This window comes from Nocardiopsis sp. CC223A (assembly GCF_030766825.1).
In the GTDB taxonomy this organism is placed as follows: domain Bacteria; phylum Actinomycetota; class Actinomycetes; order Streptosporangiales; family Streptosporangiaceae; genus Nocardiopsis.
In genome coordinates, this window is record NZ_JASFDV010000030.1 from 1 (window position 1) to 21794 (window position 21794).

The following is a 21794-nucleotide window of genomic DNA, read 5'->3' on the forward strand; positions in this document are numbered from 1 at the left end:
TTAGCGGCGCTGATTATCGGCTCGATACCCGGCACACGTTCCCATCTGCCCTGAGTGCTCTGTGTCAGTGGCCAGACCGCCTGCCGGTTCTTGTAGGGGAAGATCAGTAGGTGTCCTTCGGCGACCCACGTCTTATACGGTTCCGGCACCTGTGTGGTCATCGGGGAGAACGTGCGAGCGCGCCACCTTCTGGGTGTTCGGACCAGCCATCCGGGTGGGCGCATAACCAACTCGGCCTCGGTGCGTTCGACCAGCCAGTCCTCGAAGTCCTGCACCGTTACCTTGCGTTCAGCCCGCCATACCGCTGTTCCGCCACGCCCGACCAAGGAATAGTTTTTACCGCTGTTGGCATCAAGAAAGTTCTGGTGCAGCTTGACCCATGCGGTTCCTTGCTCATAGAGAGCCTGCTCGTTGATCCGGGCCCTGTCGCTCGACAGCACTTTGCGGGCGATGCTGGCCGCCACTTGGAAGCGGTCTGATGAATGCCAGGCCTCCTCCTCCAAGGCTTTAGCCACCTTTAGCCGACGGTTCCGGAGCGCGGAATCCTCAGCGTCTAGGAGAGCGATGTCCTCTGGAGTGCGCTCTCGTTCTTCCTCTGCATCAGAGCGGACGGTCAGCTCAGGTTGGGTACTGGTTACAGCCACCGCCAACTTCCACAGCCCGAGGGCCGAGCGGTGCCTGAGCAGCGGGAGCATGCCCTCAAGAAACTCGTCGTTGACGAAGGGCTCTTCCGCCGCGATCGCGGTCATCACCGCATCGGTCAGCAGCCGACTCTGGTAGTCGCGGTGCGCCCGCTGTGACTGCCCCGGAAGCCGCAGCGAAACGTCTCGAGCCCGGTCGATGAGCTCGGGTGCTGCCCGAAACGACAACCGTTGACCTGGCCTCGGTTCGCCTCGCCCAAGCGGGGGCGGCGGATAGCGCAACACCGTAGAGATGTGGGTGCACCGATCCTCAGGCTTCCGGTTCTCCTGCCGCTCGACGTGCTTGCTCAGCAGCCGACGAACCGTCTCGTCCCGCGAGGTCTTCCACCTGGCCGCAACGACAGCCAGAGCATCGAGAGCACACACCGGGAGCCGGACACTGGTCTGCTTATAACCTGACACCCCGCCAGTATGAGCCGTGATCCGACCGCATGACCGCTGGCCGAGGAACTTGAGGGGGTACGCGAGCACTGCATCCGTGGGCCCGCCCGGGCATCTGGCGGGCCCACGACACTTACTCCCGCGCGCTGTCAGGGTCGCGCAGGGGGCGCAGGCCCTCGTCCACGTCCGGCTGGGGGAAGGCGTAGGAACCCAGAAAGTTGATGTGGTCGAACCCCAGTGGAGACAGGCGCGCGCACATCTCCTCGGTGGCGGGGAACCCGTCGGCCCGCAGTTGGGTGACGGCGGCGTCGATGTAGAGGCTGTTCCACCACACGATGGCGTTCAGGGCCAGGCCCAGGGCGCCGAGCTGGTCCTCGAGCCCTTCGCGGTAGCGCTGCTTGAGCTCGCCGCGGTTGCCGAAGCAGATCTTGCGGGCGAGCTGGTGGCGGCCCTCGGAGATGTTGAGCTGGGCGGTGATCATCCGCCGGTAGCTCTCGTCGTGCAGGAACTGGAGCAGGTGCAGCGTCTTGAAGATGCGGCCGTAGTGGGCGAAGGCGTCGCCCAGTCCGGTGGGGCGGCCGTCGCGGGAGATCATGCGCACCAGGTCGTAGGCGCGCACCGCCCCGGTGGTGAGCGATCCGGCGACCCGTAGCATGTCCTCCCAGTGGGCGCGGACCTTGTCCAGGCGGATGGTGTGCCGCGACATGGAGTCCAGGGGCCCGTAGCTGGCGCGGGTGTTGGTGCGCCAGAGGCGGGTGTCGCCCAAGTCGGCGATGCGCGGGGAGAACTGGTAGCCGCAGATCGCGAACAGGCCGAAGACAATGTCGCTGTAGGAGGCGGTGTCGGTGATGACCATCTCCGGCTTGTCGCCGCCGTCGCGGGCGTGGATCGCGTCCAGGATGAACATCGAGTCGCGCAGCGTGCCGGGCACCACCACCCCGCCCAGGCCCATCACCCGGTCGTTGACGACGTTGAGCCAGGTGGCGCCGCGTTTGCGCAGCCCGAAGTACTTGGGGTTGGCCCTTGCGTGCAGGTTGCCGGTGGGGACGATGAACCGCATGCCATCGGCCGAGGCGATCAACCCGCCGCCCCACGCCTTGACGATGCCGATGCGGGCCTGGGCCTCGATCAGGCGCCCGTTCGCTGCGCTGATGGTCTCGGCGCGCACATAGCCCTGGTCGACCTGCTGGAGCCGGGCCAGGGTCAGGGCGTCCACGCCGGGTTTGGCCACGGGGGTCATGCCGATGTTGCACGCCTCGGCCACCAGCAGCGCGCACAGGCTCACCTCGAAGCCGTCCATATGCGCGTCGGCTCCGGAGATGTGGGTGAAGTCGCGGGGGAATCCGGTGCGGGCACCCACCTCCATGAGCAGCTCGGGGAAGTCCAGGCGGGGCATCATCGCGTCCACCAGGGCGCGGAACTCCTTCATCAGCGGCGGCTCGGCCAGGGCGTTAAGGGCCTCCACGCGCAGCTTGCCGCCGTCGAACTGCACGGCGGTGTTGGTGCCCAGCCCGTCCAGCACCCGCACGTAGCCTGCGTCCAGTGCCGAGGCCAGCTCGGCCAGGTGGCCGGCGGGCTCCTCCTCGAGCTTCAACGCTCGCAGGACCCGGGGCCGGGTCTGCTCCCACCGCTTCCCCGTCAGCAGGCGGGCGCGGGGGTCGCCCCAGCGGTCGGCGCCCTGGGCGAAGACGTCGCGGCGGCGCAGCGCCCGGTGCAGGTGCTCGATCACGCACAGGATGAACGCGGCCTTGTCCACCCGGTCCCCGTCCAGGTCGGGGTTGGCGTAGACCAGGCGCTTCCAGGAGCCGGTGACCAGCTCGTCGTGAGCGGCGATGTCGGTTGTGCGCACATGCTTGCGGCTGCGCGCGATGGACGCTGCGGTGCGCAGCGCCGCCAGCACCGGCTGTCCGGCCTCGGTGGCGTCGAAGGCGATGACCTCCACCAGTAGTTCGATGAAGCCCTGCACGGTGCGGTAGCGCTTGACCAGCCGAGCCCGCCACGCGGCGGCCGCGTCGTCGTCCTCGGGCACCTGCTCGACCACGGTCTTGACCGCGTCGATGAGTTTCTCGCGCGGGACCACCTCCTCGATGGCGTTCCACACCTCGGCCAGCGACACCACCCGGGTGCCGGTGGCCTGCGGAGTGTGGATGAGCACGTCCACGGCGGCCGCCATCTTCTTGGCCGCGGCCTTCAGGTACGGCAGGGCGCGCAGTTTGTCCTCGTTGCCCTCGCGTTCGGCCTTGTTCAGCAGCTTGGAGGAGATCAACAGGTCCAGCCCGTCCAAGGCGTCGTCCACCGAGGAGGTCTCCAGGCGGCGGACGGTGGCCAGCAGCGTGGCCGTCTGCCGGTTCTCCTCGAGGTCACGCAGGGTCGGGGCCTTGGACTTGAGCCCGTACTTGGCCAGGGTGTCCAGCTTGACCGCAGACACATCCTCGAGGTTCACCCGCCCGGCGCCCAGTCCGCCGATCTCGGAGGTGCGGTCCAGCGCCTCGACCATGGACTGGCTGGAGACGCGGGTGGGTTCGGTGCGCAACCGCTCCAGTCCGGAGAAGCGCGTCCCGTCGGGTACCTGAAGCAGGCCGGTCATGCTCGAGCGGACGGTGTCGGGGGTGCGCTGGTGCAGGGAGGCGTGCAGGCGGGCGTTCTCGCTCTTGCGGACGTTGGTGACCACGCGGGCGAGCACCGTCATCCCCGGCAGCAGCACCTTCTTGTTCACCAGGTGCACGATCGCGCGGTCGAACAGGGTGCGCGGTCCGTCCTCGGTGGCCCAGACCCGGGCGGCCAGGTACTCGCGCAGGCCTTCCTCGCCCTCGCTGAAGTCGGTGTAGCCGAAGGTGTCGCGGATCTCCTGGGTGTGCTCGTAGGCGGTCTGCCAGCGGCGGCGGTATTCGCCGACGCAGGCGGGGTCCACGCCGAGCTGGTCAGCGACGAACGGCACGACCCTTTCGGGGACGCCGGTGGGGTTGTCGGGCAGGAACACGCCGAGCATGCGCACGGTGCCCCATTGCAGGGCCCACCCGAGTTTGGTCGCGGGGAGGCGCTTGGTGGCGACCGTTTCGTGGGCTTTGGCGTCCAGGCGGAAGAACTGCTCGAGGTCGCCGATGGACACCTCGTCGGGGAAGCGGGCATAGCGAGCGATCTGCTCGTCGGAGAGGAACTCATGTGGCATGGGCCAGAACGTATGGCCCGCGAGGTGCCCAGAATCGGCCCGTCACCGAACCGAAGCGGAGGTCGGGCCGCTAACGGGAATTTCTTCGGCGATCCTCCTCGACCCCCTTCCCCACCTGGGAGCGCATGCACAAGTTGGCCGTCGGCCAGGACATCGAGGTCGACGTTGAGATCGCCGCCCTGCGCGACACCATCAAACGGGTGTCCCTGTTCGCCGAGCGCAGCACCCCGCTGCGCATCAGCATCACCGGCGAGGGCCTGGTGGTGCGCTCGGGCAGCGAGGACCTGGGGGCGGTCGCCGAGGACGTCGACGCCCGCATCGACACCGACCGGGATCTCACGATCCACGTGCAGGCCCACTTCCTGACCGAGGCCCTGGCCGCGACCCCCGGCGAGCGGGCGCGGCTGTCTCTGGGACACCCCGAGAAGCCGTTCCTGATCCGCCCGGGCGACGAGGAGGAGACCGGGCTGATGTGGCTGCTCATGCCGGTCCGCCAGCCCGGACTTGAGGGGAAGAGCCTGTGAGCCCGCTGACCGAGGACGAGGTGCGCGAGTTGCTCGCACCCGGCGAGGATGCCAACGACCTGCTCTTGGTCGTGCTCGCCGCCCTGCGCCGGGCCGGGCACCGGGTGGACGTCACCGACGCCTACGGCGTGGGCTCTGAGGCCGCCGCCGAGTTGAACGTGAACGGGGGCCGCCGGATGCGCATCACCGCCCAACCCTGGTAACCCCCTGCGGCCGCCCCAGTAGGTGGGGCGGCCGCCCTGCTCCCCGAAGGAGGGCCCCGTGCCCAAGCCGCGCATCACCGCCGACAAGATCAGCCGCTCCCCGGAGTGGGAGGCCGAACTGGCCCGCCAGGGGCTGCGGCCCGCACCCGGCACCGGACGGGGCGCCGCCCGCCTGCGCGGCGCTGCCCTGCGACGCCACGCCCCTGACGATGTCCGCTACACCGCCGACCGACAGCGAGAGGACGACCGCGCTTGACCACCACGACCGCCACCCACCCGTTGGCCGACCGATGGGTGGCCATGGCCCGCGACGGCGGCCGCCCGCCCCACCTGGGCGTGCTCACCCGGGTGCGCCCCTGGACCGCGCCGGACGGTAGGACCTGGTGGTCGTGGGTGCTGCGCACCCACACCGGCCACCTGGTCGGGTCCAGCACCCTGGCCGACACCGGGCTCGTGCCCCGGGTCGTGGCCGCCGGCCTGGCCGACATCGCCCACGACCGGGGCCTGCTGTCCGATCTGCCTGATCTGGAGGAGCGCCCATGAGCATCATCGACCGCGACGGAGACGAGTGGGAGGTCCCGACCGATCTCCTTCGCCATACCGGGACCGGCAGGATCATGACCCAGGACGAGGTCGAGGACTTCTTCGGTCCGCTCACTACCACCGAACCGACCAACTGAGGAGAAGGCGATGACCATCACCCGCGTGAACGGCACCGTCCACGAGATGCCCGGCCAGGCCCCCGGGTGGGCGCACTGCGACGGCTGGATCCCGGCGGCTTCGGAACCGCTGCCCCCGGGTACGCCCGTGGACTGCCCCGGGTGCCGGCGTGTGCGCGCCGCCCACGAGAGCTGACCCCCCCGAAGGAGCTTCATGACGTTCGAGTCCCACCACGAGTACCGGACCGCGCACAAGATGGCCGAGCGCCTGGCCAAGCACGCTGCGGACCAGGTGGACGCCCACCCCGAGCGGGCGGCGGTGCTGGCCGCCACCGCCCAGGTGCACGCCACCCTGGCCCTGGCGGCCGCGACCAAGCTCGCGGCCGAACTCGCCGAAGACGAAGACTAGGGAGGCGACGGTGGAAGCCGTGTTCTACCACGCGCTCTACGGGGCGCTGGACTACTACTGGCACCGCTACGGCACGGACATGGACACCTGCGACATCCCTCCGGCCCTGGTCCGGATGATCGGGGAAAGCGCCCAGGAGGACCCCGTCTCCCTGGCCACAGACCTGGACGCCGCCTTCGAGATGCTCGACGGGGCCGGGGTGCCCAGGGCCTCCGCCCTGGCGTGCCTGCGCCACAACCTGACCCAGCCCGCGTTCCCCCGGCAGGCCCTCACCCACGTGCGCGGCCTGCTGGCGTCACTGGAACTGCACGGCACCGCGAACGGACGCTGAACCCCGCGCGCCGCCGAGCCCCGCACCCCGGAACCCCCGGGGTGCGGGGCTTTCCGCGTTTCCAGGGCCGGGCGCGCGTTCCCGCCCGGTCGTTCCCAGGGGCCCGGTAGTTTTCGCGGAAAATCCAACGCCAAGCGTTCCCCTCTCCGCTCCTGGTCACCAACGAGCAGGTCCAGCTGCTCGCCTCGCACTTCACCGGCCAGGCCGACCGGGTCGCGGAGATCGTGGCCATGCTCACCGAGTAGGCCCAGTTCTCCCAAAGCTACGGCGAGAGGCAAAGTAACCGTGAGGGCGGGGGCGCAACGGAACGTTGCTAGCCGCTAGCCCTCATAAACGCGTGCCTGTCAGGGCGAAGCTGGCGACCGAGCGGGGCGCCCCTCCGCCCGGCGCTTGGCACGGGCGTGCGCGGATTGCTTGGTGATCCCCAGAGCGGCACCGATGCACGACCAGGAGACCCCGGCGGCGTGCGCTCGGGACAGCGCCGCATCCTCCAGGCGCTCGATCTCGGTGCGCATCTGCCCGAACAGGACGAGCACTGCCAGGTGCCCGACCTGATCCAGGGTCGCGTCGCGGCTGGCGGCCGCGACCAGTTCGGCGGCCGGGGCAGTGGCCAGGCGCGCGTTCTAGTTCAGGGCGGCCTGACCCGGGGCGGCATAGCGGGCGGTGAGGTACTCGGCCGGGCTCATCATCAGCGGGTCCTCGTCCGTGTCACTGTCGTCCGTACTGGGCTGGCGCAACAGAGGGGCCAGCCTGCGCTCGCGCTCGCGCACCACAAGCGCGACGTCGGCCGCATCCACCCTGTCAGGCAGCTGTTCCAGAAGCGCGTCGGCCAGGGCACCGACCCGGCCGGCGGCGGCATCCGGGTCGGTGATCTCGGCTAGGTGCTCGGTCACTGGGTCGATCAGCCCCCACCGGTCGTAGCGGGCCACCTTCACCTCCTCCAGCTTGCCCGCCAGAGACAGCTCGACCGCGGCCACAGCCAGGGAGCGGTAGCGGTAGTGGCGCTGGAACTCCGTCCGACCTCCAGCCGGGGCGCGCTTGCGCACTGCGGCGAGAGTGGGCCCGTCAATCCAGGACAAGATCCAGCGGGGGGAAGAACTGTAGGGGGAGGCGCAGGACTGGGTGTAGGTGGCGCGAGCCTCACATCCGGGGTGTTCGGTGGAGATCTCGCGGGACAGGCGATGCAAGGGGTGCACAGTTGAAGGGACTCATCCCGTGAAGTGGAACCTGCGGCTGGCCGCCGCCAACCGCGGCATCTGGAAGGCCAGCCAGATGCAGCGCCTGCTCGCCGAGCACGGCCTGGTGATCAGCGCCGGGAAGATGTCGGGGCTGTGGTCGGGTGACCCGGCCAGCATCAAGCTCGACGACCTCGACGTCATCTGCGCGGTGCTCGAATGCGGCCCCCAGGAGCTGCTCATCCCGGAACCGGAGAAGGTCCAGCGCGGAGAAGCGGGTGGAGAAGGAGCTGATCGGCCAGTTGACCGCGGTGCCGGGCAAGAAGTTGATCCTGCGCCGGACGGTGGACACCTCCCTGGCCTCCCCGGAGGGGACGGTGGCCGAGGTGATCCTCCCCGTGGTGCGCGGCGGAGCCAAGACCCTGCGGCGGCCGCCGCGAGCTGCGCGATCCCGACGAGCCCTTGGAGGACGATGAGGAGGAGTGACTGGAGTCCACAGATGCCCGTAGAGGGAACCGGGCTATCACGAACACGTGAAAAAGACAATGGCATCACGGTGTCCGTGCGGACTTACTCGGATACGACCCTGGGTAGGATACAGTAAAAGTCGATCTGCCGGGAGAGCTCTCCATGTACATTGAGACACAGTGGATCAACGTCGTTGTCGGCATATGCCTCATTGCCGCCTCATGCGCGTTCATGATCGCTCAGACGCGACGGCGCCATGCGCAGAAGCCCTGGCATTCGAGTTTGTTCTGGTCTATCATTCCGGGTCTAGTCGGGGGAATGGTGGTGATCGCGGAAACCCCAAGGCTGTTGGGGGTTGATGCGGGATCCTTGATTATCAGTGACATGGCGGCCAATGCCTTGGGCATCGTCGCGCTGCTGTTGGTCCTCAGGGCCATCGTCATCTTGTGCTTCCGGCTGGTCCGCTCCGTGTTCGACCGGATGCAAACCTCCGCTACGAAGTAAAATGTTCCCCGCCACAGCTATGGCGGGGAACACACCGTTTCGTGGGTCAGCTCAGGTTGCAGTCCATCCGAGTCGAGTAACGACCGTCCCCACCGCGGATCTGTGTGCACGGCTGGGCACTGGCTCCGAAGAAGTTGAAGTTGAACTGGGCCGCCTTGCGGATCTCCCAGTTCACGTCACGGGTGTAGTACCGGTTGAGGCCTTCGTACTCGTTGCCCTTGTAGCCCACACCTCCGGCCTGACTGACGCTGTGGCTGGTCACACTCGACCCGTTGTGGCACCATTTCAGCTCCATCCAGGTGTCACCAGTGTGAAAGCCCAAGTCGTACCACTCATCGTATTGGTAGTGCCGGTAGCACGCGGCCGCTTGCGTCTGCTGTTGCGCAGCGGCGACACCAGCTTCGGCGCGCTCTTGGCCAATCCGCGCCAACTCCACAGCCTCCTCACCCATAGCCTGGACCTGTTCGTCGTCAGGCCCGAGGAGCTCGAAGTCAGAGACGGCCGTCTCGGCAGTCATGTTATTGATGGCTTCTTCGAACAGCTCCTGTTCCAGGTCGGAGAAACCATCGACCACGGCTTGAGGGTCCTCCGACGTCCATACGGCGGTAGAGACATCCTCGCGCAGTTCTGCGCGCTCCTGCCCGCGAGGACTGTCGGCGTAGGCGGGGCCTTGAGTCAGCGCCAGGATGGATGCAGCCACAGCCACGGCGGCAAGGCAAGAAGACCTCTTCATTCGATTGCTCCTGTTCTGAATGCGCACGGATTTTGGCGAGCGCCTGCGACGCTAACATTGGAGACGAGGTCTAATCAATGCCCACCTCTACCTTTAAGTCGCCCACGGGATGCGATAGATCCCGCACCCACTGATCACCACCCAAAAAGCTTTGACCTGCGAAGGTTTATTCGCATATGCGCTTGATCTGGAGTGGCGGAGATTTGTAATTCTGGTCACCAGCCAAAACATTGACCACAACCGGCCATCTTGGTCGGCACCGCCGCGGTTCGGTCGCGGCGGCGTAGTCGTCGGTGGACAACGGCGCGGTGTGCCCCGGCTCGGGCCCGTGCGGGTCGGCCACATGCTCACACGCCGAACAGCGGGGGTAGACGGGGTGCTCGGGGATGCGGTTGAGCCACACCATGAACAGGGACATCGACGCCTCCACGGGGGTCGGGGTGGTCAGGGTTCCTCTCCCAGGCCCAGGGCCTGCGCGGCCGGGCAGGGGTAGGTGACCTCGCAGGTCAGGCACCGCCGTTCGGTGATGTGGGCGTTGCCGTACAGGTAGGAGGCGTGCAGGTCGCACTCGGCCTGGAGCAGGACCAGGCCCGCTTCGGTCAGGGCCTCCATGGCGGCGTCGGTGCGCGGCGCCTGTTCCAGGAGCTGGCGCTGGACGTGGGCCTCGGCCCGCAGGGCCGGGCGGGTGTAGGTGGGCGGCGTCGCACTCGTCCACGCCGTAGACGTCCAGGGCGTTGGCGTAGTGCAGGGCCGTCCACAGCGCCTCGGCCGGGACCAGACACATGGTGGCGTCGACGTCCTAGCCGACCAGGACGTCGGCCAGCTCCTGGAGGGCGGCGGTCTCGTGGAACACGGGGGTCGGGGTGTGAGTAACAACGGAACAGGATCGTGCGCTAAGGGGGCTTTTTCGTGCCCGGACCCGGTTGGTACAAACCTTAGAACATGATAAGGCCCACTTATCGTGAGTCAGGATTCCGGGGTTCCCGGATGGCGTCGGGGCTCAACGTAACTAAATACGTTTTAGAGTTAACGTTTCCAACGAAACGAAATTAGCGGAGTCCGGCGGGGGCGGCCGGTGCGCAGAGATGTCGGTTCTCACTGGACCTGGCGACTTCTCACGCGAATCGGCGAGCGGCGTGGCGAGTTGTCCCGTCGCATCGAACCAAGGAAGGCTGGATCGCCCTCGTCGCTGAGACCACCACCGCGCCGCCCGGCCTGCCGCCTCTGCATGGCCCGACGGCACATCCACGGCCTCGTCGTCCGCAGCACTCCACACCATGAAGGCGTCTGCCACCGTCACCACCGCTGGCTCCTCGGCGATGAACAGCATGAACCGACGCGGCTGCCCGAGATCCTGCGAGCCGATCTCCGCCATCACCGGATCGTCCACCCAGGTGCACGTCCCTCCACCGCACCGGCCTACACCGACGCCCGTGACCGCCTGAACAGGTGGTTCACCAGCGAGAGCAGCGGTGAGCCGCTTCAACAGAGATGGAACCGCCGCCTCCACGCGCCGGGCGGGGACCCGTTCGGTGATCCGCCTCGGGTTACCGGCAAGACCATCCTCAGTTGCCGACCGAAGCGTCACAACGACTCAACATCGCACCCCATCGGCTTCCGCTGCATGAGATGGTCGTCCCCGTGACCGAGAAGGGGCCGTGATCTCACCCGTCGGCTGTCAGCGCCGATCGTCATCATGGGAGACATGGCCAACCCGAACCTCAGCACCGGCAGTATCTGGCGGCTCAACCACGGCGACCAGGAGATTGCCCGGCTGACCGTGATCGGCACCGATATGCCCTGGACGCACGCAGAAGTCGAGACGCTTCCTGGTTGAGCAAGAGCGGGCTGTCGACGAGGAGGACTGGGACCGGGCCGATGCCTGCTACACCCGGATCCGCAGTGCGCTCACCCTGACGTTTCCCGGCGGTGGCCCGGTCGCCGAGTTCATGCTGCACATCCACGACGACGGCACCGCCGGCTGGCGCTGGCACGACGAGCCCTTCGACGCGGTGAGCCCGTGATGACCTGGGTTCGCTGCTCCTGGGCCGAGGAAGACGTGTGGTTCTGCTTCGAGCTGGACGCCGATGGCTACGTGATCCGGCAAGTCGAGCCGTGGGAGCCTGGAAACAGGGCTCTGACCGCTGCCTCGCCGGCCGAGTGGCAGGAGGCCCGAAGAGACGGTCGATCCGCTGAATACGAGAGCGTCTACGGCCTGACCGCGGAACCGGCCATCTCCGAGTGGGAAGGGCACGGCCCGCAGTCGTTGTCGGCCGATGAGTTCGAGCTCGTTTGGTCGACCGCCCGCGGTGAACTTCAGGATCGTCAGCGGCGCCCCTCTTCCCGAGCACGTCCATTACCGGGGACCTCGACCAGGAAACCGCCATCTTCAACGCGAAACCGGCCATCAGGCGTCCCGCCGACCTGGCAAGGTCCTGCTCAGGCGGCATCACCCTCGCCATGATCCATGAGACGCGCCAACCGCACCGCCCACGCGTCTTCGCGACGCCTCGTCGCTGCCCCCGGTGATTCGCGGTTGAACCTGTCATCCCGCAGGTCAGCGGCCTCACCCCTGCAAGATCTGATGAGACGGAACACGAGTTGTCAGATGATCTGGAAAGGAGCGCCGTGGGCGGAGGGGTCGCGGCTGCCCTCCTGAGGGTGAGCCGACCAGACCGACCGAACGACACCAGGAAGTCGCCACTTCACATGGAAAGAACCTGCGTCAGGGCTTCTCACCCGATGTGGCGGACGCCTGGTCAGACCATGCCGGGTTCGCCACATCAGATGAGAACCGACACCGGTGCGCGGAGGCGGTGGGGAAGAGGCCGTGGCGCACCGTGGGACCGGGACGGTCGATCCGGGCCCGCCGAGCACGCCCGCGTGGCGGGCACGACCGTCAGGACGGAACGGTGAGTCCTGACGGCATTACGTCTGCTGGCGTTCGTTGGAGCGGCCAAGTGCCCCCGCTCGACGCCGCTACCTCAAGGCCATTGTCTGCGTCACCGACGGCACCGTGGTCCGCATCCGCATCGTCGCCCCTGACGGGAAAAGAGAGGACGACGACCGCGGCTGCGCCGCCGCGCCGGTCGGCGCTCCGCTGACCAACGACGAGATCGCCGAGCAGCTCCCCGCCCTCGGCCTGCGCATGGGCCGCACACCCGGGGGCCGAGACCGGTAGGAGTCGTTGATCAAGTGATCTGCATTCTTCGGGACTTCCACCACTCTGATCACTGTGTGCGGTCGCTGGGGGCGGCACTGTCCGGTCCGCAGCCGGGAAATCCGAATGACACCCGCCGCATCCCGTGCCACGCTGGTCTCTCCCCGGTCAACGGAGGCCCCCATGGATGCGTGCGTGTTCTGTCTGATCCGCGACGGCGAGGCCGCACACAGCCTCGTCCACTCCGACGACCTGGTGTTGGCGTTCATGGACCTGTACCCGGTCACACCAGGGCACGTGCTGGTGGTTCCGCGTGAGCATCTGGTGGGCTTGGGCGAGATCGGTGACGAGCTGGGCGGACGGCTGTGGAGCGTGGCCCGCCGCGTGGGCGAGGCCCTGCGTCGGAACGCCCTGAACACCGGGGACACGGACGCAGGTTCCGGCGGGCCGATGCGTTGCGAGGGCGTCAACCTGTTCCTGGCCGACGGCGAGGCGGCCGGCCAGGAGGTCTTCCACGCGCACCTGCACGTCTTTCCACGCTATGAGGGCGATGCCTTCTCGGTGCACGCCCTGTGGCAGGAGGCCGAACGCACCGAACTCGACGGCCACGCGGCCAGGCTGCGCGCCCTGCTGCCCTGACCACGGATGGGATCGAGGAACAGGATCCGGCGCTGGGCCTCCAAGCCAGGCTCCCGGGGCTCGGGGCGGCCCGAGAGCCAGCGCAGGACCCGGAACGCCCGGCTGCTGTGCCGGTCGCTGCCGAACAGGGCATGCCCAGCAGCACGGACACGCCCACGGCTCCCACCGCGATCACGGCGGCGCCGACTCCGGGGCGGGTGAACCGGGCACCGAGGGGGATCGCTATGGCAGCCGCCCATCGGCCAACCGCAGAGCATCGGATGATTCTCATGCAGGGACCACTACCTCCCCCGACCTCAGCAGGAGACCTTCCGTCACGATAACTTACCGATTGTGACTGTAGGTGCCGTTAGTGCACGTGCCAGGGGAGACCGGTAGGAATTCCCGTTAGCGGCCCGACCGGCCGCACCACGAAGTCCCGCACCCCGGAACCTCCGGGGGTGCGGGACTTTTCGCGTTCGCGGGGCCGGTTTCGGCTGTGGCCCCTCCCGGCCACCGGGGCCTGTCCGTCGCCGGCGCGGGGTGGGCCGCCTCGGGAGCGGGCGCGCGGTGCGCCCGTCCGGGAGGAGACGACCGTGCACAGGTCCAAAGGCAGCCCGAGCATCGGCAGCCGCGAGTACGACCCGCTCGACCCGGCCCCGGCCCCCGAGCCGGACGTGGAGAAGCCCGGCACCGAGCGCAAGCCCACCTGAGGTCACGCCCCGGTCACGACAGCCCCCGTGCAACCGATTGGTCGCGCGGGGGCTCTTTCCTGCCTTGATGCAAATCCTCACACATGAGGAACCGCTTATCGGGCGTCAGGTTCAGGAAAACCAGGGGTCCAACAACGGGGCGCGAAGGCGCGGGGAACATCCGATCGGAAACCCGGACTGCCTAAACCACACCCTCGGCGCGAGGAGTATCGGCCCCGGCTTCAAATTTTCCTGAACGGCACCCTCATGTGGGGAGGGGTGCCGCCTGACCGTTTCCGGCGAATCCCTGTCCGCAACGGCCAGGGTGAGGAACAATCACCCGTATGGGACACAGGAAGGTCTGGGAGCTGGCCCTGGGCGTGATCACGCCGGTGCTGGCCGGGTTCTGGGCACTGCCCGGGCTCTTGCACAACCGGCAGCGGCGGCACTCGGCGATCGGTCGGCTGTCACCCGTAGAGTTCGGGAAGAGGCCACCGAGCACCGTGGTCTGAGAATCCGGAAACACGGCTCCAGCGAATCCGGTACATGCCAGAGCCTCCGATAAACCCGGCACGAAACACCCTGTGGGCCTCGCCCGACGTGCGCATCCGCCACCACGGAGCCCAAACGCCTCCATCACCCGCAGGTGGGCGATCTGGAGCCGACCCATCGGTCCCTGGACCTGCCGACGGGGCCCGCGGGCCAGAGCGGGTCGTTGTCGCCGCCGAGGCGTTCCGGCAGGGCCCAGGCCTGGTCCGGGGTGCCCGCAACGATGCGTTCGTGCGTGTTGTTGATCATGCCCGACCTCCATACGGTGGCGTAATGGCGTCATGGGTCGGGTCACCGCGGACGATTGGGCGCGCGCCGCCCTGGAGGTACTGGCGGAGGGCGGGCTGCGGGCGATCGCCGTGGAGGCGGTCGCCGCCCGGCTGAACGTGTCCAAGGGCAGCTTCTACTGGCACTTCACCAACCGCAGGGCCCTGGTGGACGCGGCGCTGCGGCTGTGGGAGTCCGGCACCGGGGCGGTCATCGCCGAGGTGGAGAAGATCACCGATCCCGCCCAGCGCCTGCGGACCCTGTTGGAGATCGCGCTCGGCGAACCCACGGCCGCCGCCGTCTCCTTCTGGCTGATCAGCGGAGCCGACGACCCGGCCGCCGCCGAGGTCGCCCGGCGTGTGACCGATCGGCGCATGGGCCTCATGCAGTCGGCCCTGCGGCTGCTCGGCCGGTCCGAGGAGGAGGCCCGGGCCCGGGTGGTCGCCGGGTACGGCGGCTACCTGGGGGTGGCCGCGCTGGTCCGGATCGGCGCCGTGGACTCCGCGCCCGCCACCTTCACCGAGCAGGCGCTGGCCGAGATGGGTGTTCCCGTCCCGGGCACCGACCCCGCGTGAGGGCACATCCGCCGCACGGCGGGTCTGCGATCAGGCGGGCCGCCGCGGTGCTCACACGCACCGGGTGAGCGGCGAAGAGCCGGTCAGGGGCGGTGGGCCGCGACCGTTTCCCGGGCCCGGCGCACGATCTCGGCCAGGTGGGAGTGGTGGGCCCCGGGCCAGTACACCCGATCGCACGCCGGGCATCGGGCGAAGGCGTCGTAGGCGGCGCGGGTGCCCGCCTCCAGATCTGCGGTGACCTGCTGCTTGTCGGCGTGGACGAGCAGGCCGTTGCAGGCCGGGCAGCGCGTCCAGGGGTCCAGGGTCGGGGCGAATCGGTCCAGGACCTCGCGCAGCTGGTCGTCGGGGCGGGTCTGGCGGACGTGGGCGCCCGCGCACAGGCCCGACCGGCTGAGCAGGCCGCGGTCGCGGGTGAGCAGGACCCGCTCCTCGGCGTTGGCCTGCCGGAACAGCGAGGGGTCGTCGCGGTCGTTGTCGTAGGCGGTGTCCAGGCCCAGCAGGCGCAGGCGCCGGGCCAGGGTGCCCAGGTGCACGTCCAGCAGGAAGCGCAAGGGGAAGGGGACGGACTGGGGCAGGGCCACCGGTGGGACGTCCACGGTCTGCCCGGGGGCGGGTATGGTGCCGGGCGATGCGGGGCGGCCGTCCAGGAGCAGGGTGCCGACCTCGGTCATGGGCACACCGTGCGACTGGACCAGGTGGGCCAGGGTGGAGGTGGAGTCGGCGCGCGCGTGCAGGGTTCCGTTCCGGTGGCGCGGAGCCAGGAAGAACCGTAGTTCGGGCGCGAAGCGCAGTTCCAGGGTGGGTTCCATCGGCATGAGTATGCCACCGTGCGGGCTCGGCCACCTTTTCTTTTCCCGGCGGTGCCGGGTGTCCCGAGTATCTATTCCAGTACTAGAATGATGGTGTGGAGCAGGCACCCCCGACACCCGCGGAACTGACCGTCCTGGCCCTGGTCGTCGAACGGCCCCGGCACGGATACGACCTGGAGCAGGTCATCGAACAGCGCGGTATCCGCCGCTGGGCCGACATCGGGTTCTCCTCGATCTACTACCTGCTGGGCAGGCTGGAGAAACGCGGCCTGGTGCACGTGCCCCAGGCCCCGGCGGCGGCCACGTCCCGCCGTGTCTTCCACGCCACCGACGCCGGTCGGCGGGCCGCCCGCGAGGGGGTGCTCGCCCTCATCGCCGACCCCGCGCCCGTCGCCCACCCGCTGCTGGTGGGCGTCGCCAACCTGGACCTGCTCTCCGAACGCGAGTACACCGAGGCGCTGGCCGCCCGGTTGGCCCTGGTGGAGGAGCGCATCGCCGACGTCCGGGCGGCCGCGGCCGCCCAGGGGCCGCTGCCCCGTGCGGCGCGTGAGGTGTTCTCCTACTCGTTGAGCCTCATGGAGGCGGAAAGGACGTGGCTCGCCGGGCGGGCCCGGGTGCACGATGACCGATAAGACCGACTTCAAGAAGACCCTGGACTCCTACAAAGCCGAGCGCGGCCGTTTCCGGCTCCTGGACGTCCCCGAACTGCGGTACCTGATGATCGACGGACACGGGGATCCCAACGGCGCCGCCTTCGCCGAGGCCGTCCAGGCGCTGTACCCGGTGGCCTACAAGCTCAAGTTCGCCAGCAAGAGGGAGCTGGGCCGCGACTACGTCGTCATGCCCCTGGAGGGTTTGTGGTGGTCCGATGACATGGACGCGTTCACCACCGCGCGCGACAAGTCGCAGTGGGACTGGACCCTGATGATCATGGTCCCGGAGTGGACCGACGCCGCCATGGTCGCCGCCGCCGTCGGGGCGGCCGGGGCCGAGGGCGCGCCCGCCCGGCTGGGGGAGGTGCGGCTGGAGGCGTTGTGCGAGGGCCGGTGCGTGCAGACCCTGCACGTGGGCCCCTTCGACGAGGAGGGCCCGGTGCTGGAGCGGATGCACCACGGGTTCATCCCCGACCGCGGGCTGCGCATGAGCGGCCGCCACCACGAGATCTACCTGAGCGACCTGCGCAGGACCGCACCGGAGAGGCTGCGCACCCTCCTGCGTCAACCCGTGACCGGGGCCGGCTCCAGATCGCTGATGGGAAATCCCTGAAACGCCTGCGGACACGGCGCAGGGCGTCGAGGACCAGAGTGCGCCCGAAGACCTCGACGCCCTTGTGCCGGCACTCCACGTCCATCTGGACGACGACGTGATCCCTTCCGCGAAGGCGATCCGGCACCACCGGCCGATCGGTGCCCCGGTCGAGCGGTCGTTGATCGCCCACGACCACTGACCAGGGCACACCTTCCCATCAACGATCCAGGGGTCCGCTCACCGGTCCTCGGCGCGCTGGTGGCCGCGGCGGGCGTCGCGGTCGAAGACGCCCAGGATCTCGCACGGGCCGCCCTCGGCACCGATGGCGTGCGGGAGCATCGTGGGGGGCTCCGCCGCCCGGTGGGGCTCCACCCGCAGGCGGCGGTCGCCCGGCAGGAGCACGGCCGTGCCCGAGAGCACGGCCGGCCATTCGCGGCCCGGGTGGGCGCGCATGCGCGCGGGGTCCTCGGGCGGCGGCCCGGTACGGACCTGCACCCCGGCACGAAGCGGGCGAGACGGCCGACGGCACGGAGACCATCGCAGGGCGCGGGCACCGGGCGGGTCGGATCCCGAGCTCAGCCGGGGTGGATGTCGCGGTTGCCGTCCAGTCGGGGCAGGGTCTGGGCGATGAGGTCGGCGGGGTAGCCGGGATCCAGGCGGGAGGCCTCCTCCAGCCGGTCCAGGGCGTGGGGGGACAGGGTGGTGTCGGCGGCGGGGAGCAGGTCGGCGAGCTGGGCGTCGGTGCGCGGGCCCAGGATGGGGTGGATCGGGTCGGGCCGGGAGAGGAGCCAGGCGATGGCGGCGCGGGCGTCGGGGTCGGCGAAGCGTCCGGAGAGCAGGCTGCCGCCCAGGGGGCTGTAGGCGGCGGTGCTCAGGCCCAGGGTGCGGGCCATGGGCAGGAGTTCGCGTTCGATGTCGCGCTTGGCGAGGCTGTAGGGGACCTGGAGGGCGCTGAAGGGGTGCGGTCGCGCAGGTCGGCGCCGGTGTTGGCGGCGGCCACGACCCAGGCGGGCAGGTTGGAGGCGCCGGTGTACAGGACGGTTCCGGCTCGGACGGCGTCGTCGAGGGCGCGCATGGTCTCCTCGACGGGGGTGCGGGGGTCGTGGCAGTGCACCCACAGAAGGTCGATGTGGTCGGTGCGCAGGCGGCGCAGGCCGCGCTCCAGGGACAGGCGCAGTGCTTTGCGGTGGGATCCGCCGGTGAGCGGGTTGTCGGGGTCGGCGGGCAGGGTGAACTTGGTGGCCAGGACGAGGCGGTCGCGGCGGGTGCCGTGCAGGATCTCGCCGAGCAGGTCCGCGCTGTCTCCGTAGACGGGGGCGGTGTCGATGACGTTGCCGCCGGCGTCGGTGTAGCGGTCGATGATGCGGGCGGCCTCGTCGGCGCGGGTGAAGCCCATGGCGCCCAGGAACAGGTCGGAGACGCGCAGGCCGGTGCGGCCCAGGGTGCGCAGGCGCATCAGGCCCCCCGGGTGCGGGTGGTGGTGTGCATGGGGTCAGTCTGGCGGATGGGGGCGGCGCCCGAACCGTTTCGGGGCGGGGTCTAGGGTGGCTGCCCGGATCTGTTCGAGCGGTGGAAGGGGTCGTGGGTGGGCGCGGTCGTGGAGTCGGTGAGCAGTAGTGCGGGGCACACCTTCGGCAAGCCGGCGCGGGAGGGCATCCGGTTGCTGGCGGGGCTGGGGGTGGAGGGGGACGCCCACATGGGGGTGACGGTCAAGCACCGCTCCCGGGTGGCGGTGGACCCCACTCGGCCCAACCTGCGGCAGGTGCACCTGATCCACGCCGAACTGTTGGAGGAGCTGGCCGCCGACGGGTTCGCGGTGGCCGCGGGGGAGCTGGGGGAGAACGTGACCACCCGGGGGGTCGACCTGCTGGGGTCGGGCCGGGGGACGGTGCTGTGCCTGGGGCCGCAGGCGCGGGTGGAGGTGACGGGGCTGCGCAACCCGTGTGCGCAGATCGACGCGTTCTCGCCGGGGCTGATGAAGCGGCTGGTGGGGCGCGGCCCCGACGGGGGGATCGTGCGACGGGCCGGGATCATGGGGGTCGTGCTGCGGGGCGGGTGGGTGGAGCCGGGGATGGCCGTGGAGGTGGTGGTCCCCGAGGGGCCGCATGTGCCGTTGGACCGGGTCTGAGCGTGCCCTGACCGCTGGGAGGGTTCGGGGGCCGCACCCGGTGCGGGGTGCGGCCGCCGGTGGGGGTCAGGCCAGGGCCGCGAGCAGGTCGGGGTCGTAGCGGATGTCGATGTCGGTGATGCGGTCGGCGTCGACGGTGAACAGTAGGACCGCGGTGGGGCCGCTCGCGGACAGGGACACGAATCCGGGCAGGCCGTCGACCAGGACGGGTCGGGCGCCCTTGGCCAGGCGGGAGAAGGTGAGGGCCTGGGCGGCCACCGTGTCGGCGCCGCGGGTCAGCGCGGGGACCCCGCGCAGCCGGGCGAAGACGTCGCCGCGCGCGGTGACCTGCGGGTCCAGGACGGTGAGCAGCCCGGTCAGGTCGCCGCCGCGGGCGGCGGACAGGAAGGCGTCGACGGCCTTGTCGCGGTGGTCGGGGACCACGGTGGTGGTGCGGGCGGGGGTGCCGCGCACCCGGCGGCGGGCGCGGGAGGCGAGTTGCCGGGCCGCGGCGGGGGTGCGCTCGACGATGGGGGCGATGTCGTCGAAGGGCACGGCGAACACGTCGTGCAGGACGAACGCCAGGCGTTCGGCGGGGGTGAGCGCGTCCAGGACCACCAGCAGGGCGACGCCGACGGCGTCGGCGGTGAGCGCCTGGTGTTCGGGGCCGGGGGCGGGGTCGGGGAGTTCGGTGCCGGGGTGGTCGGCGGGCTCCTCGCGGCGGGCGGTGCGCGAGCGCAGCAGGTCCAGGCAGATGCGGCCGGTGACGGTGGTGAGCCATCCGGCGGGGTTGTCGATCTCCTCGGTGGTGCGGGCCAGGCGCAGCCAGGCCTCCTGGACGGCGTCCTCGGCCTCGGCGGTGGAGCCGAGCATGCGGTGGGCGATGGACAGCAGCAGCGGCCGGTGCTCCTGGAAGAGGGCGGCGCGGTCTTCTTCGAAGTTCTTCTCGTGCATCGGTCACATTCTCGCGGTCGGGTCCGTCGTGGGTTCGACGGTTCATCGGGACGACGTATCGGGGCCCGGTGATGTGACCGGGGGAAGAGGGCTGTGATGGGTGTGCGGGGTCTGGACACGGTGGTGCGGGGTCGGGTGCTGACGGGTGCGGATGCGGGGTTCGGGGCGGCGTCGCGGCCGTGGAATCTGGCGGTGGAGCAGAAGCCGGAGGCGGTGGTGGAGGTCGCCGACGCCGATGACGTGGCCGCGGTGGTGCGGTGGGCGGGTGAGCGCGGGCTGGCGGTGGCGGCCCAGGCGACGGGGCACGGCGCCACGGGCAGTGCTTCGGGGGCGGTGCTGGTGCGTACCGCCGCTTTGGACGGGGTGGAGGTGGACCCGGTGCGCCGGACGGTGCGGGTGGGGGCCGGGGTGTCGTGGGGGCTGGTGCAGGAGGCGGCCGCCGCGCACGGGCTGACCGGGCTGCCCGGTAGTTCTCCGGGTGTGGGGGTGGTCGGGTACACCCTGGGCGGGGGGCTGAGCTGGTTCGGGCGCCGCCACGGGTGGGCGGCCGACGCGGTGCGGTCCTGGGAGGTGGTGACCGCAGGCGGTGAGAAGGTGCGGGTCACGGCGGAATCGGACCCGGACCTGTTCTGGGCGCTGTGCGGCGGTGGGGGTGACGTGGCGGTGGTGACCGCGGTGGAGTTGGACCTGTTCGAGGCCCCGGAGCTGTACGCGGGCGCGGTGGTGTGGCCGGTGTCGGAGGCTGCGCGGGTGGCGGCCGTGTACGAGGAGGTCACCGCCGGGGCGCCGGAGGGGTTGGCGCTGTGGTGGAGCCTGCACCGGTTCCCGGGGGCGGAGCCGTTGGTGTCGGTGCAGGCGGCGTTCCTGGGTACGGCGGCGGTGGGGGAGAGGCTGCTGGCGCCGTTGGCGTCGGTGGGCGGGTCGGTGCGCGACACCTTGGGGGAGTTGCCGCTGACGGAGCTGGGGTCGGTCTCGGGGGATCCGGTGGATCCGACGCCGGGGCTGGCCCGGACCGAGCTGCTCACCGGGTCGGTGGGCCGGTGGAGTGCGGCGTTGGCGGCCGAGCCGCTGGATCCGCTGTTCGGGGTGCAGGTGCGTCACCTGGGCGGTGCGCTGGCGGGGCCGTCGGGGACGCCGTTCGGGTCGCTGACCGAGCCGTTCTACGCGTACGCGTTCGGGGCGCCGGTGGGTCCGGGCGGGGCGGGTGCGGTGCGTGAGCGGTTGGAGCGGCTGTTCGCGGGGGTGGCGGTGAGCGGGCGCAAGCCGCTCACGACCTTGGGGGCCGGGGAGCCGATCGGTCGGGTGTTCTCGCCGCGGGCGCTGGAGCGGTTGGGGCGGATCAAGCGCGAGCGCGACCCGCGGGGTGTGGTGCGGGCCGCCCACCCGGTGTCGGGCCGAGGGTGCGGTGGGGTCCCCTGCGGGGGGGCGGACCGGGTGAGCCCGAAAGGGGGCGACGGCCTGTTCACCGGGTAGGTGGGCGGCACGGGGAAGAACACCGAGGTGGACGAGGACGCGGCCGCGCGCATCCGGACCGGGCCGCCGGCCGCGTGGTGCGCCG

Annotated in this window: 32 protein-coding genes and 1 pseudogene; 20 read left to right on the forward strand and 13 right to left on the reverse strand. The window is 70.0% G+C overall.

What is annotated here, in order from left to right:
* On the reverse strand, positions 1 to 749 hold a 749-nt coding region (locus QJS33_RS14230; protein ID WP_306368438.1), incomplete at its 3' end, for a hypothetical protein.
* Between the two features lie 466 nt (positions 750 to 1215).
* A complete protein-coding gene (locus QJS33_RS14235; RefSeq protein WP_306368439.1) occupies positions 1216 to 4251 on the reverse strand; it encodes a Tn3 family transposase in 3036 nt (1011 codons plus the stop codon).
* Positions 4252 to 4376: 125 nt separating this feature from the next.
* Between QJS33_RS14235 and QJS33_RS14240 the strand changes: the two genes are divergently transcribed.
* Genes QJS33_RS14240 through QJS33_RS14275 form a run of 8 tightly spaced genes read left to right on the forward strand, consistent with a single transcriptional unit; the run spans position 4377 to position 6377 of the window.
* Positions 4377 to 4775, forward strand: coding sequence for a DNA polymerase III subunit beta (locus QJS33_RS14240; protein ID WP_306368440.1), 399 nt, complete (start codon positions 4377 to 4379; stop codon positions 4773 to 4775).
* Positions 4772 to 4978 carry a hypothetical protein gene (locus QJS33_RS14245; protein WP_306368441.1) on the forward strand — a complete coding sequence of 69 codons (207 nt, stop codon included), beginning with the start codon at positions 4772 to 4774 and terminating at the stop codon, positions 4976 to 4978. Before QJS33_RS14240 ends, QJS33_RS14245 begins: the two co-directional genes overlap by 4 nt.
* Positions 4979 to 5036: 58 nt before the next feature.
* Positions 5037 to 5234: a hypothetical protein gene (locus QJS33_RS14250; RefSeq protein ID WP_306368442.1), complete on the forward strand. Its 198-nt coding sequence runs from the start codon at positions 5037 to 5039 to the stop codon at positions 5232 to 5234.
* Positions 5231 to 5521, forward strand: coding sequence for a hypothetical protein (locus QJS33_RS14255; RefSeq protein WP_306368443.1), 291 nt, complete (start codon positions 5231 to 5233; stop codon positions 5519 to 5521). Before QJS33_RS14250 ends, QJS33_RS14255 begins: the two co-directional genes overlap by 4 nt.
* Positions 5518 to 5658 carry a hypothetical protein gene (locus QJS33_RS14260; protein WP_306368444.1) on the forward strand — a complete coding sequence of 47 codons (141 nt, stop codon included), beginning with the start codon at positions 5518 to 5520 and terminating at the stop codon, positions 5656 to 5658. The genes QJS33_RS14255 and QJS33_RS14260 overlap by 4 nt, the downstream gene beginning before the upstream one ends.
* A gap of 10 nt (positions 5659 to 5668) precedes the next feature.
* Entirely contained in the window at positions 5669 to 5833 is a 165-nt protein-coding gene (locus QJS33_RS14265; protein WP_306368445.1) for a hypothetical protein, read from the forward strand.
* A gap of 18 nt (positions 5834 to 5851) precedes the next feature.
* Positions 5852 to 6046: a hypothetical protein gene (locus tag QJS33_RS14270; RefSeq protein WP_306368446.1), complete on the forward strand. Its 195-nt coding sequence runs from the start codon at positions 5852 to 5854 to the stop codon at positions 6044 to 6046.
* Between the two features lie 10 nt (positions 6047 to 6056).
* Positions 6057 to 6377, forward strand: a complete 321-nt coding sequence (locus QJS33_RS14275; RefSeq protein WP_306368447.1) for a hypothetical protein — start codon at positions 6057 to 6059, stop codon at positions 6375 to 6377.
* A gap of 344 nt (positions 6378 to 6721) precedes the next feature.
* Here QJS33_RS14275 and QJS33_RS14280 read toward each other — a convergent pair whose 3' ends face one another.
* Both QJS33_RS14280 and QJS33_RS14285 read right to left on the reverse strand, forming a co-directional pair.
* Positions 6722 to 6913: a hypothetical protein gene (locus tag QJS33_RS14280; RefSeq protein ID WP_306368448.1), complete on the reverse strand. Its 192-nt coding sequence runs from the start codon at positions 6911 to 6913 to the stop codon at positions 6722 to 6724.
* 87 nt (positions 6914 to 7000) lie between these two features.
* Positions 7001 to 7423: a hypothetical protein gene (locus QJS33_RS14285; protein WP_306368449.1), complete on the reverse strand. Its 423-nt coding sequence runs from the start codon at positions 7421 to 7423 to the stop codon at positions 7001 to 7003.
* 226 nt (positions 7424 to 7649) lie between these two features.
* On the opposite strand from QJS33_RS14285, the pseudogene QJS33_RS14290 reads away from it, so the two are divergent.
* From QJS33_RS14290 to QJS33_RS14300, 3 genes and pseudogenes are all read left to right on the forward strand, one after another.
* Positions 7650 to 7748, forward strand: a pseudogene (locus QJS33_RS14290) (XRE family transcriptional regulator); the annotation flags it as partial.
* A gap of 82 nt (positions 7749 to 7830) precedes the next feature.
* Positions 7831 to 8028 (forward strand): hypothetical protein, encoded by a 198-nt coding sequence (locus QJS33_RS14295; protein ID WP_306368521.1) that lies wholly within the window; start codon positions 7831 to 7833, stop codon positions 8026 to 8028.
* A gap of 154 nt (positions 8029 to 8182) precedes the next feature.
* Positions 8183 to 8524, forward strand: a complete 342-nt coding sequence (locus QJS33_RS14300; protein ID WP_306368450.1) for a hypothetical protein — start codon at positions 8183 to 8185, stop codon at positions 8522 to 8524.
* Positions 8525 to 8570: 46 nt separating this feature from the next.
* On the opposite strand, the gene QJS33_RS14305 is transcribed toward QJS33_RS14300, so the two are convergent.
* From QJS33_RS14305 to QJS33_RS14315, 3 genes are all read right to left on the reverse strand, one after another.
* Positions 8571 to 9284, reverse strand: a complete 714-nt coding sequence (locus QJS33_RS14305; protein WP_306368451.1) for a hypothetical protein — start codon at positions 9282 to 9284, stop codon at positions 8571 to 8573.
* 417 nt (positions 9285 to 9701) lie between these two features.
* Positions 9702 to 9869 carry a hypothetical protein gene (locus tag QJS33_RS14310; protein WP_306368452.1) on the reverse strand — a complete coding sequence of 56 codons (168 nt, stop codon included), beginning with the start codon at positions 9867 to 9869 and terminating at the stop codon, positions 9702 to 9704.
* Between the two features lie 397 nt (positions 9870 to 10266).
* Positions 10267 to 10647 (reverse strand): hypothetical protein, encoded by a 381-nt coding sequence (locus QJS33_RS14315; protein ID WP_306368453.1) that lies wholly within the window; start codon positions 10645 to 10647, stop codon positions 10267 to 10269.
* Between the two features lie 315 nt (positions 10648 to 10962).
* Between QJS33_RS14315 and QJS33_RS14320 the strand changes: the two genes are divergently transcribed.
* The 4 genes from QJS33_RS14320 (at position 10963) to QJS33_RS14335 (ending at position 14239) form a co-directional block, all read left to right on the forward strand.
* Positions 10963 to 11094 carry a hypothetical protein gene (locus QJS33_RS14320; RefSeq protein WP_306368454.1) on the forward strand — a complete coding sequence of 44 codons (132 nt, stop codon included), beginning with the start codon at positions 10963 to 10965 and terminating at the stop codon, positions 11092 to 11094.
* 1110 nt (positions 11095 to 12204) lie between these two features.
* Positions 12205 to 12438 (forward strand): hypothetical protein, encoded by a 234-nt coding sequence (locus QJS33_RS14325; protein ID WP_306368455.1) that lies wholly within the window; start codon positions 12205 to 12207, stop codon positions 12436 to 12438.
* 174 nt (positions 12439 to 12612) lie between these two features.
* Positions 12613 to 13056, forward strand: coding sequence for an HIT family protein (locus QJS33_RS14330; protein WP_306368456.1), 444 nt, complete (start codon positions 12613 to 12615; stop codon positions 13054 to 13056).
* A 1015-nt stretch (positions 13057 to 14071) separates the two neighbouring features.
* Positions 14072 to 14239, forward strand: coding sequence for a hypothetical protein (locus QJS33_RS14335; RefSeq protein WP_306368457.1), 168 nt, complete (start codon positions 14072 to 14074; stop codon positions 14237 to 14239).
* A gap of 124 nt (positions 14240 to 14363) precedes the next feature.
* Here QJS33_RS14335 and QJS33_RS14340 read toward each other — a convergent pair whose 3' ends face one another.
* Positions 14364 to 14525, reverse strand: coding sequence for a hypothetical protein (locus QJS33_RS14340; RefSeq protein ID WP_306368458.1), 162 nt, complete (start codon positions 14523 to 14525; stop codon positions 14364 to 14366).
* A 32-nt stretch (positions 14526 to 14557) separates the two neighbouring features.
* Between QJS33_RS14340 and QJS33_RS14345 the strand changes: the two genes are divergently transcribed.
* Positions 14558 to 15118 (forward strand): TetR/AcrR family transcriptional regulator, encoded by a 561-nt coding sequence (locus tag QJS33_RS14345; RefSeq protein ID WP_306368459.1) that lies wholly within the window; start codon positions 14558 to 14560, stop codon positions 15116 to 15118.
* An 83-nt stretch (positions 15119 to 15201) separates the two neighbouring features.
* Here QJS33_RS14345 and QJS33_RS14350 read toward each other — a convergent pair whose 3' ends face one another.
* The gene (locus tag QJS33_RS14350; RefSeq protein ID WP_306368460.1) at positions 15202 to 15927 is read right to left on the reverse strand and encodes a Mut7-C RNAse domain-containing protein; all 726 of its coding nucleotides are present in this window, start codon (positions 15925 to 15927) and stop codon (positions 15202 to 15204) included.
* 95 nt (positions 15928 to 16022) lie between these two features.
* Between QJS33_RS14350 and QJS33_RS14355 the strand changes: the two genes are divergently transcribed.
* On the forward strand, positions 16023 to 16559 hold the full coding sequence (locus QJS33_RS14355) for a PadR family transcriptional regulator (protein ID WP_306368461.1): 537 nt from the start codon (positions 16023 to 16025) through the stop codon (positions 16557 to 16559).
* A complete protein-coding gene (locus QJS33_RS14360) occupies positions 16549 to 17193 on the forward strand; it encodes a GyrI-like domain-containing protein (RefSeq protein WP_306368462.1) in 645 nt (214 codons plus the stop codon). Before QJS33_RS14355 ends, QJS33_RS14360 begins: the two co-directional genes overlap by 11 nt.
* Positions 17194 to 17412: 219 nt before the next feature.
* Here QJS33_RS14360 and QJS33_RS14365 read toward each other — a convergent pair whose 3' ends face one another.
* The 3 genes from QJS33_RS14365 to QJS33_RS14375 all read right to left on the reverse strand — a co-directional run bounded on the left by QJS33_RS14365 (position 17413) and on the right by QJS33_RS14375 (position 18631).
* Positions 17413 to 17628 carry a hypothetical protein gene (locus QJS33_RS14365; RefSeq protein WP_306368463.1) on the reverse strand — a complete coding sequence of 72 codons (216 nt, stop codon included), beginning with the start codon at positions 17626 to 17628 and terminating at the stop codon, positions 17413 to 17415.
* Positions 17629 to 17750: 122 nt separating this feature from the next.
* Positions 17751 to 18089 carry a hypothetical protein gene (locus tag QJS33_RS14370; protein ID WP_306368519.1) on the reverse strand — a complete coding sequence of 113 codons (339 nt, stop codon included), beginning with the start codon at positions 18087 to 18089 and terminating at the stop codon, positions 17751 to 17753.
* Positions 18047 to 18631 (reverse strand): aldo/keto reductase, encoded by a 585-nt coding sequence (locus QJS33_RS14375; protein ID WP_306368464.1) that lies wholly within the window; start codon positions 18629 to 18631, stop codon positions 18047 to 18049. Before QJS33_RS14375 ends, QJS33_RS14370 begins: the two co-directional genes overlap by 43 nt.
* A gap of 129 nt (positions 18632 to 18760) precedes the next feature.
* On the opposite strand from QJS33_RS14375, the gene QJS33_RS14380 reads away from it, so the two are divergent.
* Positions 18761 to 19303 carry an MOSC domain-containing protein gene (locus tag QJS33_RS14380; RefSeq protein WP_306368465.1) on the forward strand — a complete coding sequence of 181 codons (543 nt, stop codon included), beginning with the start codon at positions 18761 to 18763 and terminating at the stop codon, positions 19301 to 19303.
* A gap of 66 nt (positions 19304 to 19369) precedes the next feature.
* On the opposite strand, the gene QJS33_RS14385 is transcribed toward QJS33_RS14380, so the two are convergent.
* Positions 19370 to 20236, reverse strand: a complete 867-nt coding sequence (locus QJS33_RS14385; RefSeq protein WP_306368466.1) for a sigma-70 family RNA polymerase sigma factor — start codon at positions 20234 to 20236, stop codon at positions 19370 to 19372.
* A gap of 192 nt (positions 20237 to 20428) precedes the next feature.
* On the opposite strand from QJS33_RS14385, the gene QJS33_RS14390 reads away from it, so the two are divergent.
* Positions 20429 to 21709 (forward strand): FAD-binding oxidoreductase, encoded by a 1281-nt coding sequence (locus tag QJS33_RS14390; RefSeq protein WP_306368467.1) that lies wholly within the window; start codon positions 20429 to 20431, stop codon positions 21707 to 21709.
* Positions 21710 to 21794: the final 85 nt, after the last annotated feature.

Bases quoted from the DNA above. Each gene is read 5' to 3' on its own strand.
- QJS33_RS14235 (WP_306368439.1), bottom strand. From the start codon at position 4,251: ATGCCACATGAGTTCCTCTCCGACGAGCAGATCGCTCGCTATGCCCGC.
- QJS33_RS14240 (WP_306368440.1), top strand. From the start codon at position 4,377: ATGCACAAGTTGGCCGTCGGCCAGGACATCGAGGTCGACGTTGAGATC.
- QJS33_RS14260 (WP_306368444.1), top strand. From the start codon at position 5,518: ATGAGCATCATCGACCGCGACGGAGACGAGTGGGAGGTCCCGACCGAT.
- QJS33_RS14265 (WP_306368445.1), top strand. From the start codon at position 5,669: ATGACCATCACCCGCGTGAACGGCACCGTCCACGAGATGCCCGGCCAG.
- QJS33_RS14270 (WP_306368446.1), top strand. From the start codon at position 5,852: ATGACGTTCGAGTCCCACCACGAGTACCGGACCGCGCACAAGATGGCC.
- QJS33_RS14300 (WP_306368450.1), top strand. From the start codon at position 8,183: ATGTACATTGAGACACAGTGGATCAACGTCGTTGTCGGCATATGCCTC.
- QJS33_RS14310 (WP_306368452.1), bottom strand. From the start codon at position 9,869: ATGGAGGCCCTGACCGAAGCGGGCCTGGTCCTGCTCCAGGCCGAGTGC.
- QJS33_RS14320 (WP_306368454.1), top strand. From the start codon at position 10,963: ATGGCCAACCCGAACCTCAGCACCGGCAGTATCTGGCGGCTCAACCAC.
- QJS33_RS14335 (WP_306368457.1), top strand. From the start codon at position 14,072: ATGGGACACAGGAAGGTCTGGGAGCTGGCCCTGGGCGTGATCACGCCG.
- QJS33_RS14340 (WP_306368458.1), bottom strand. From the start codon at position 14,525: ATGATCAACAACACGCACGAACGCATCGTTGCGGGCACCCCGGACCAG.
- QJS33_RS14345 (WP_306368459.1), top strand. From the start codon at position 14,558: ATGGGTCGGGTCACCGCGGACGATTGGGCGCGCGCCGCCCTGGAGGTA.
- QJS33_RS14350 (WP_306368460.1), bottom strand. From the start codon at position 15,927: ATGGAACCCACCCTGGAACTGCGCTTCGCGCCCGAACTACGGTTCTTC.
- QJS33_RS14360 (WP_306368462.1), top strand. From the start codon at position 16,549: ATGACCGATAAGACCGACTTCAAGAAGACCCTGGACTCCTACAAAGCC.
- QJS33_RS14365 (WP_306368463.1), bottom strand. From the start codon at position 17,628: ATGCGCGCCCACCCGGGCCGCGAATGGCCGGCCGTGCTCTCGGGCACG.
- QJS33_RS14375 (WP_306368464.1), bottom strand. From the start codon at position 18,631: ATGCGCCTGCGCACCCTGGGCCGCACCGGCCTGCGCGTCTCCGACCTG.
- QJS33_RS14385 (WP_306368466.1), bottom strand. From the start codon at position 20,236: ATGCACGAGAAGAACTTCGAAGAAGACCGCGCCGCCCTCTTCCAGGAG.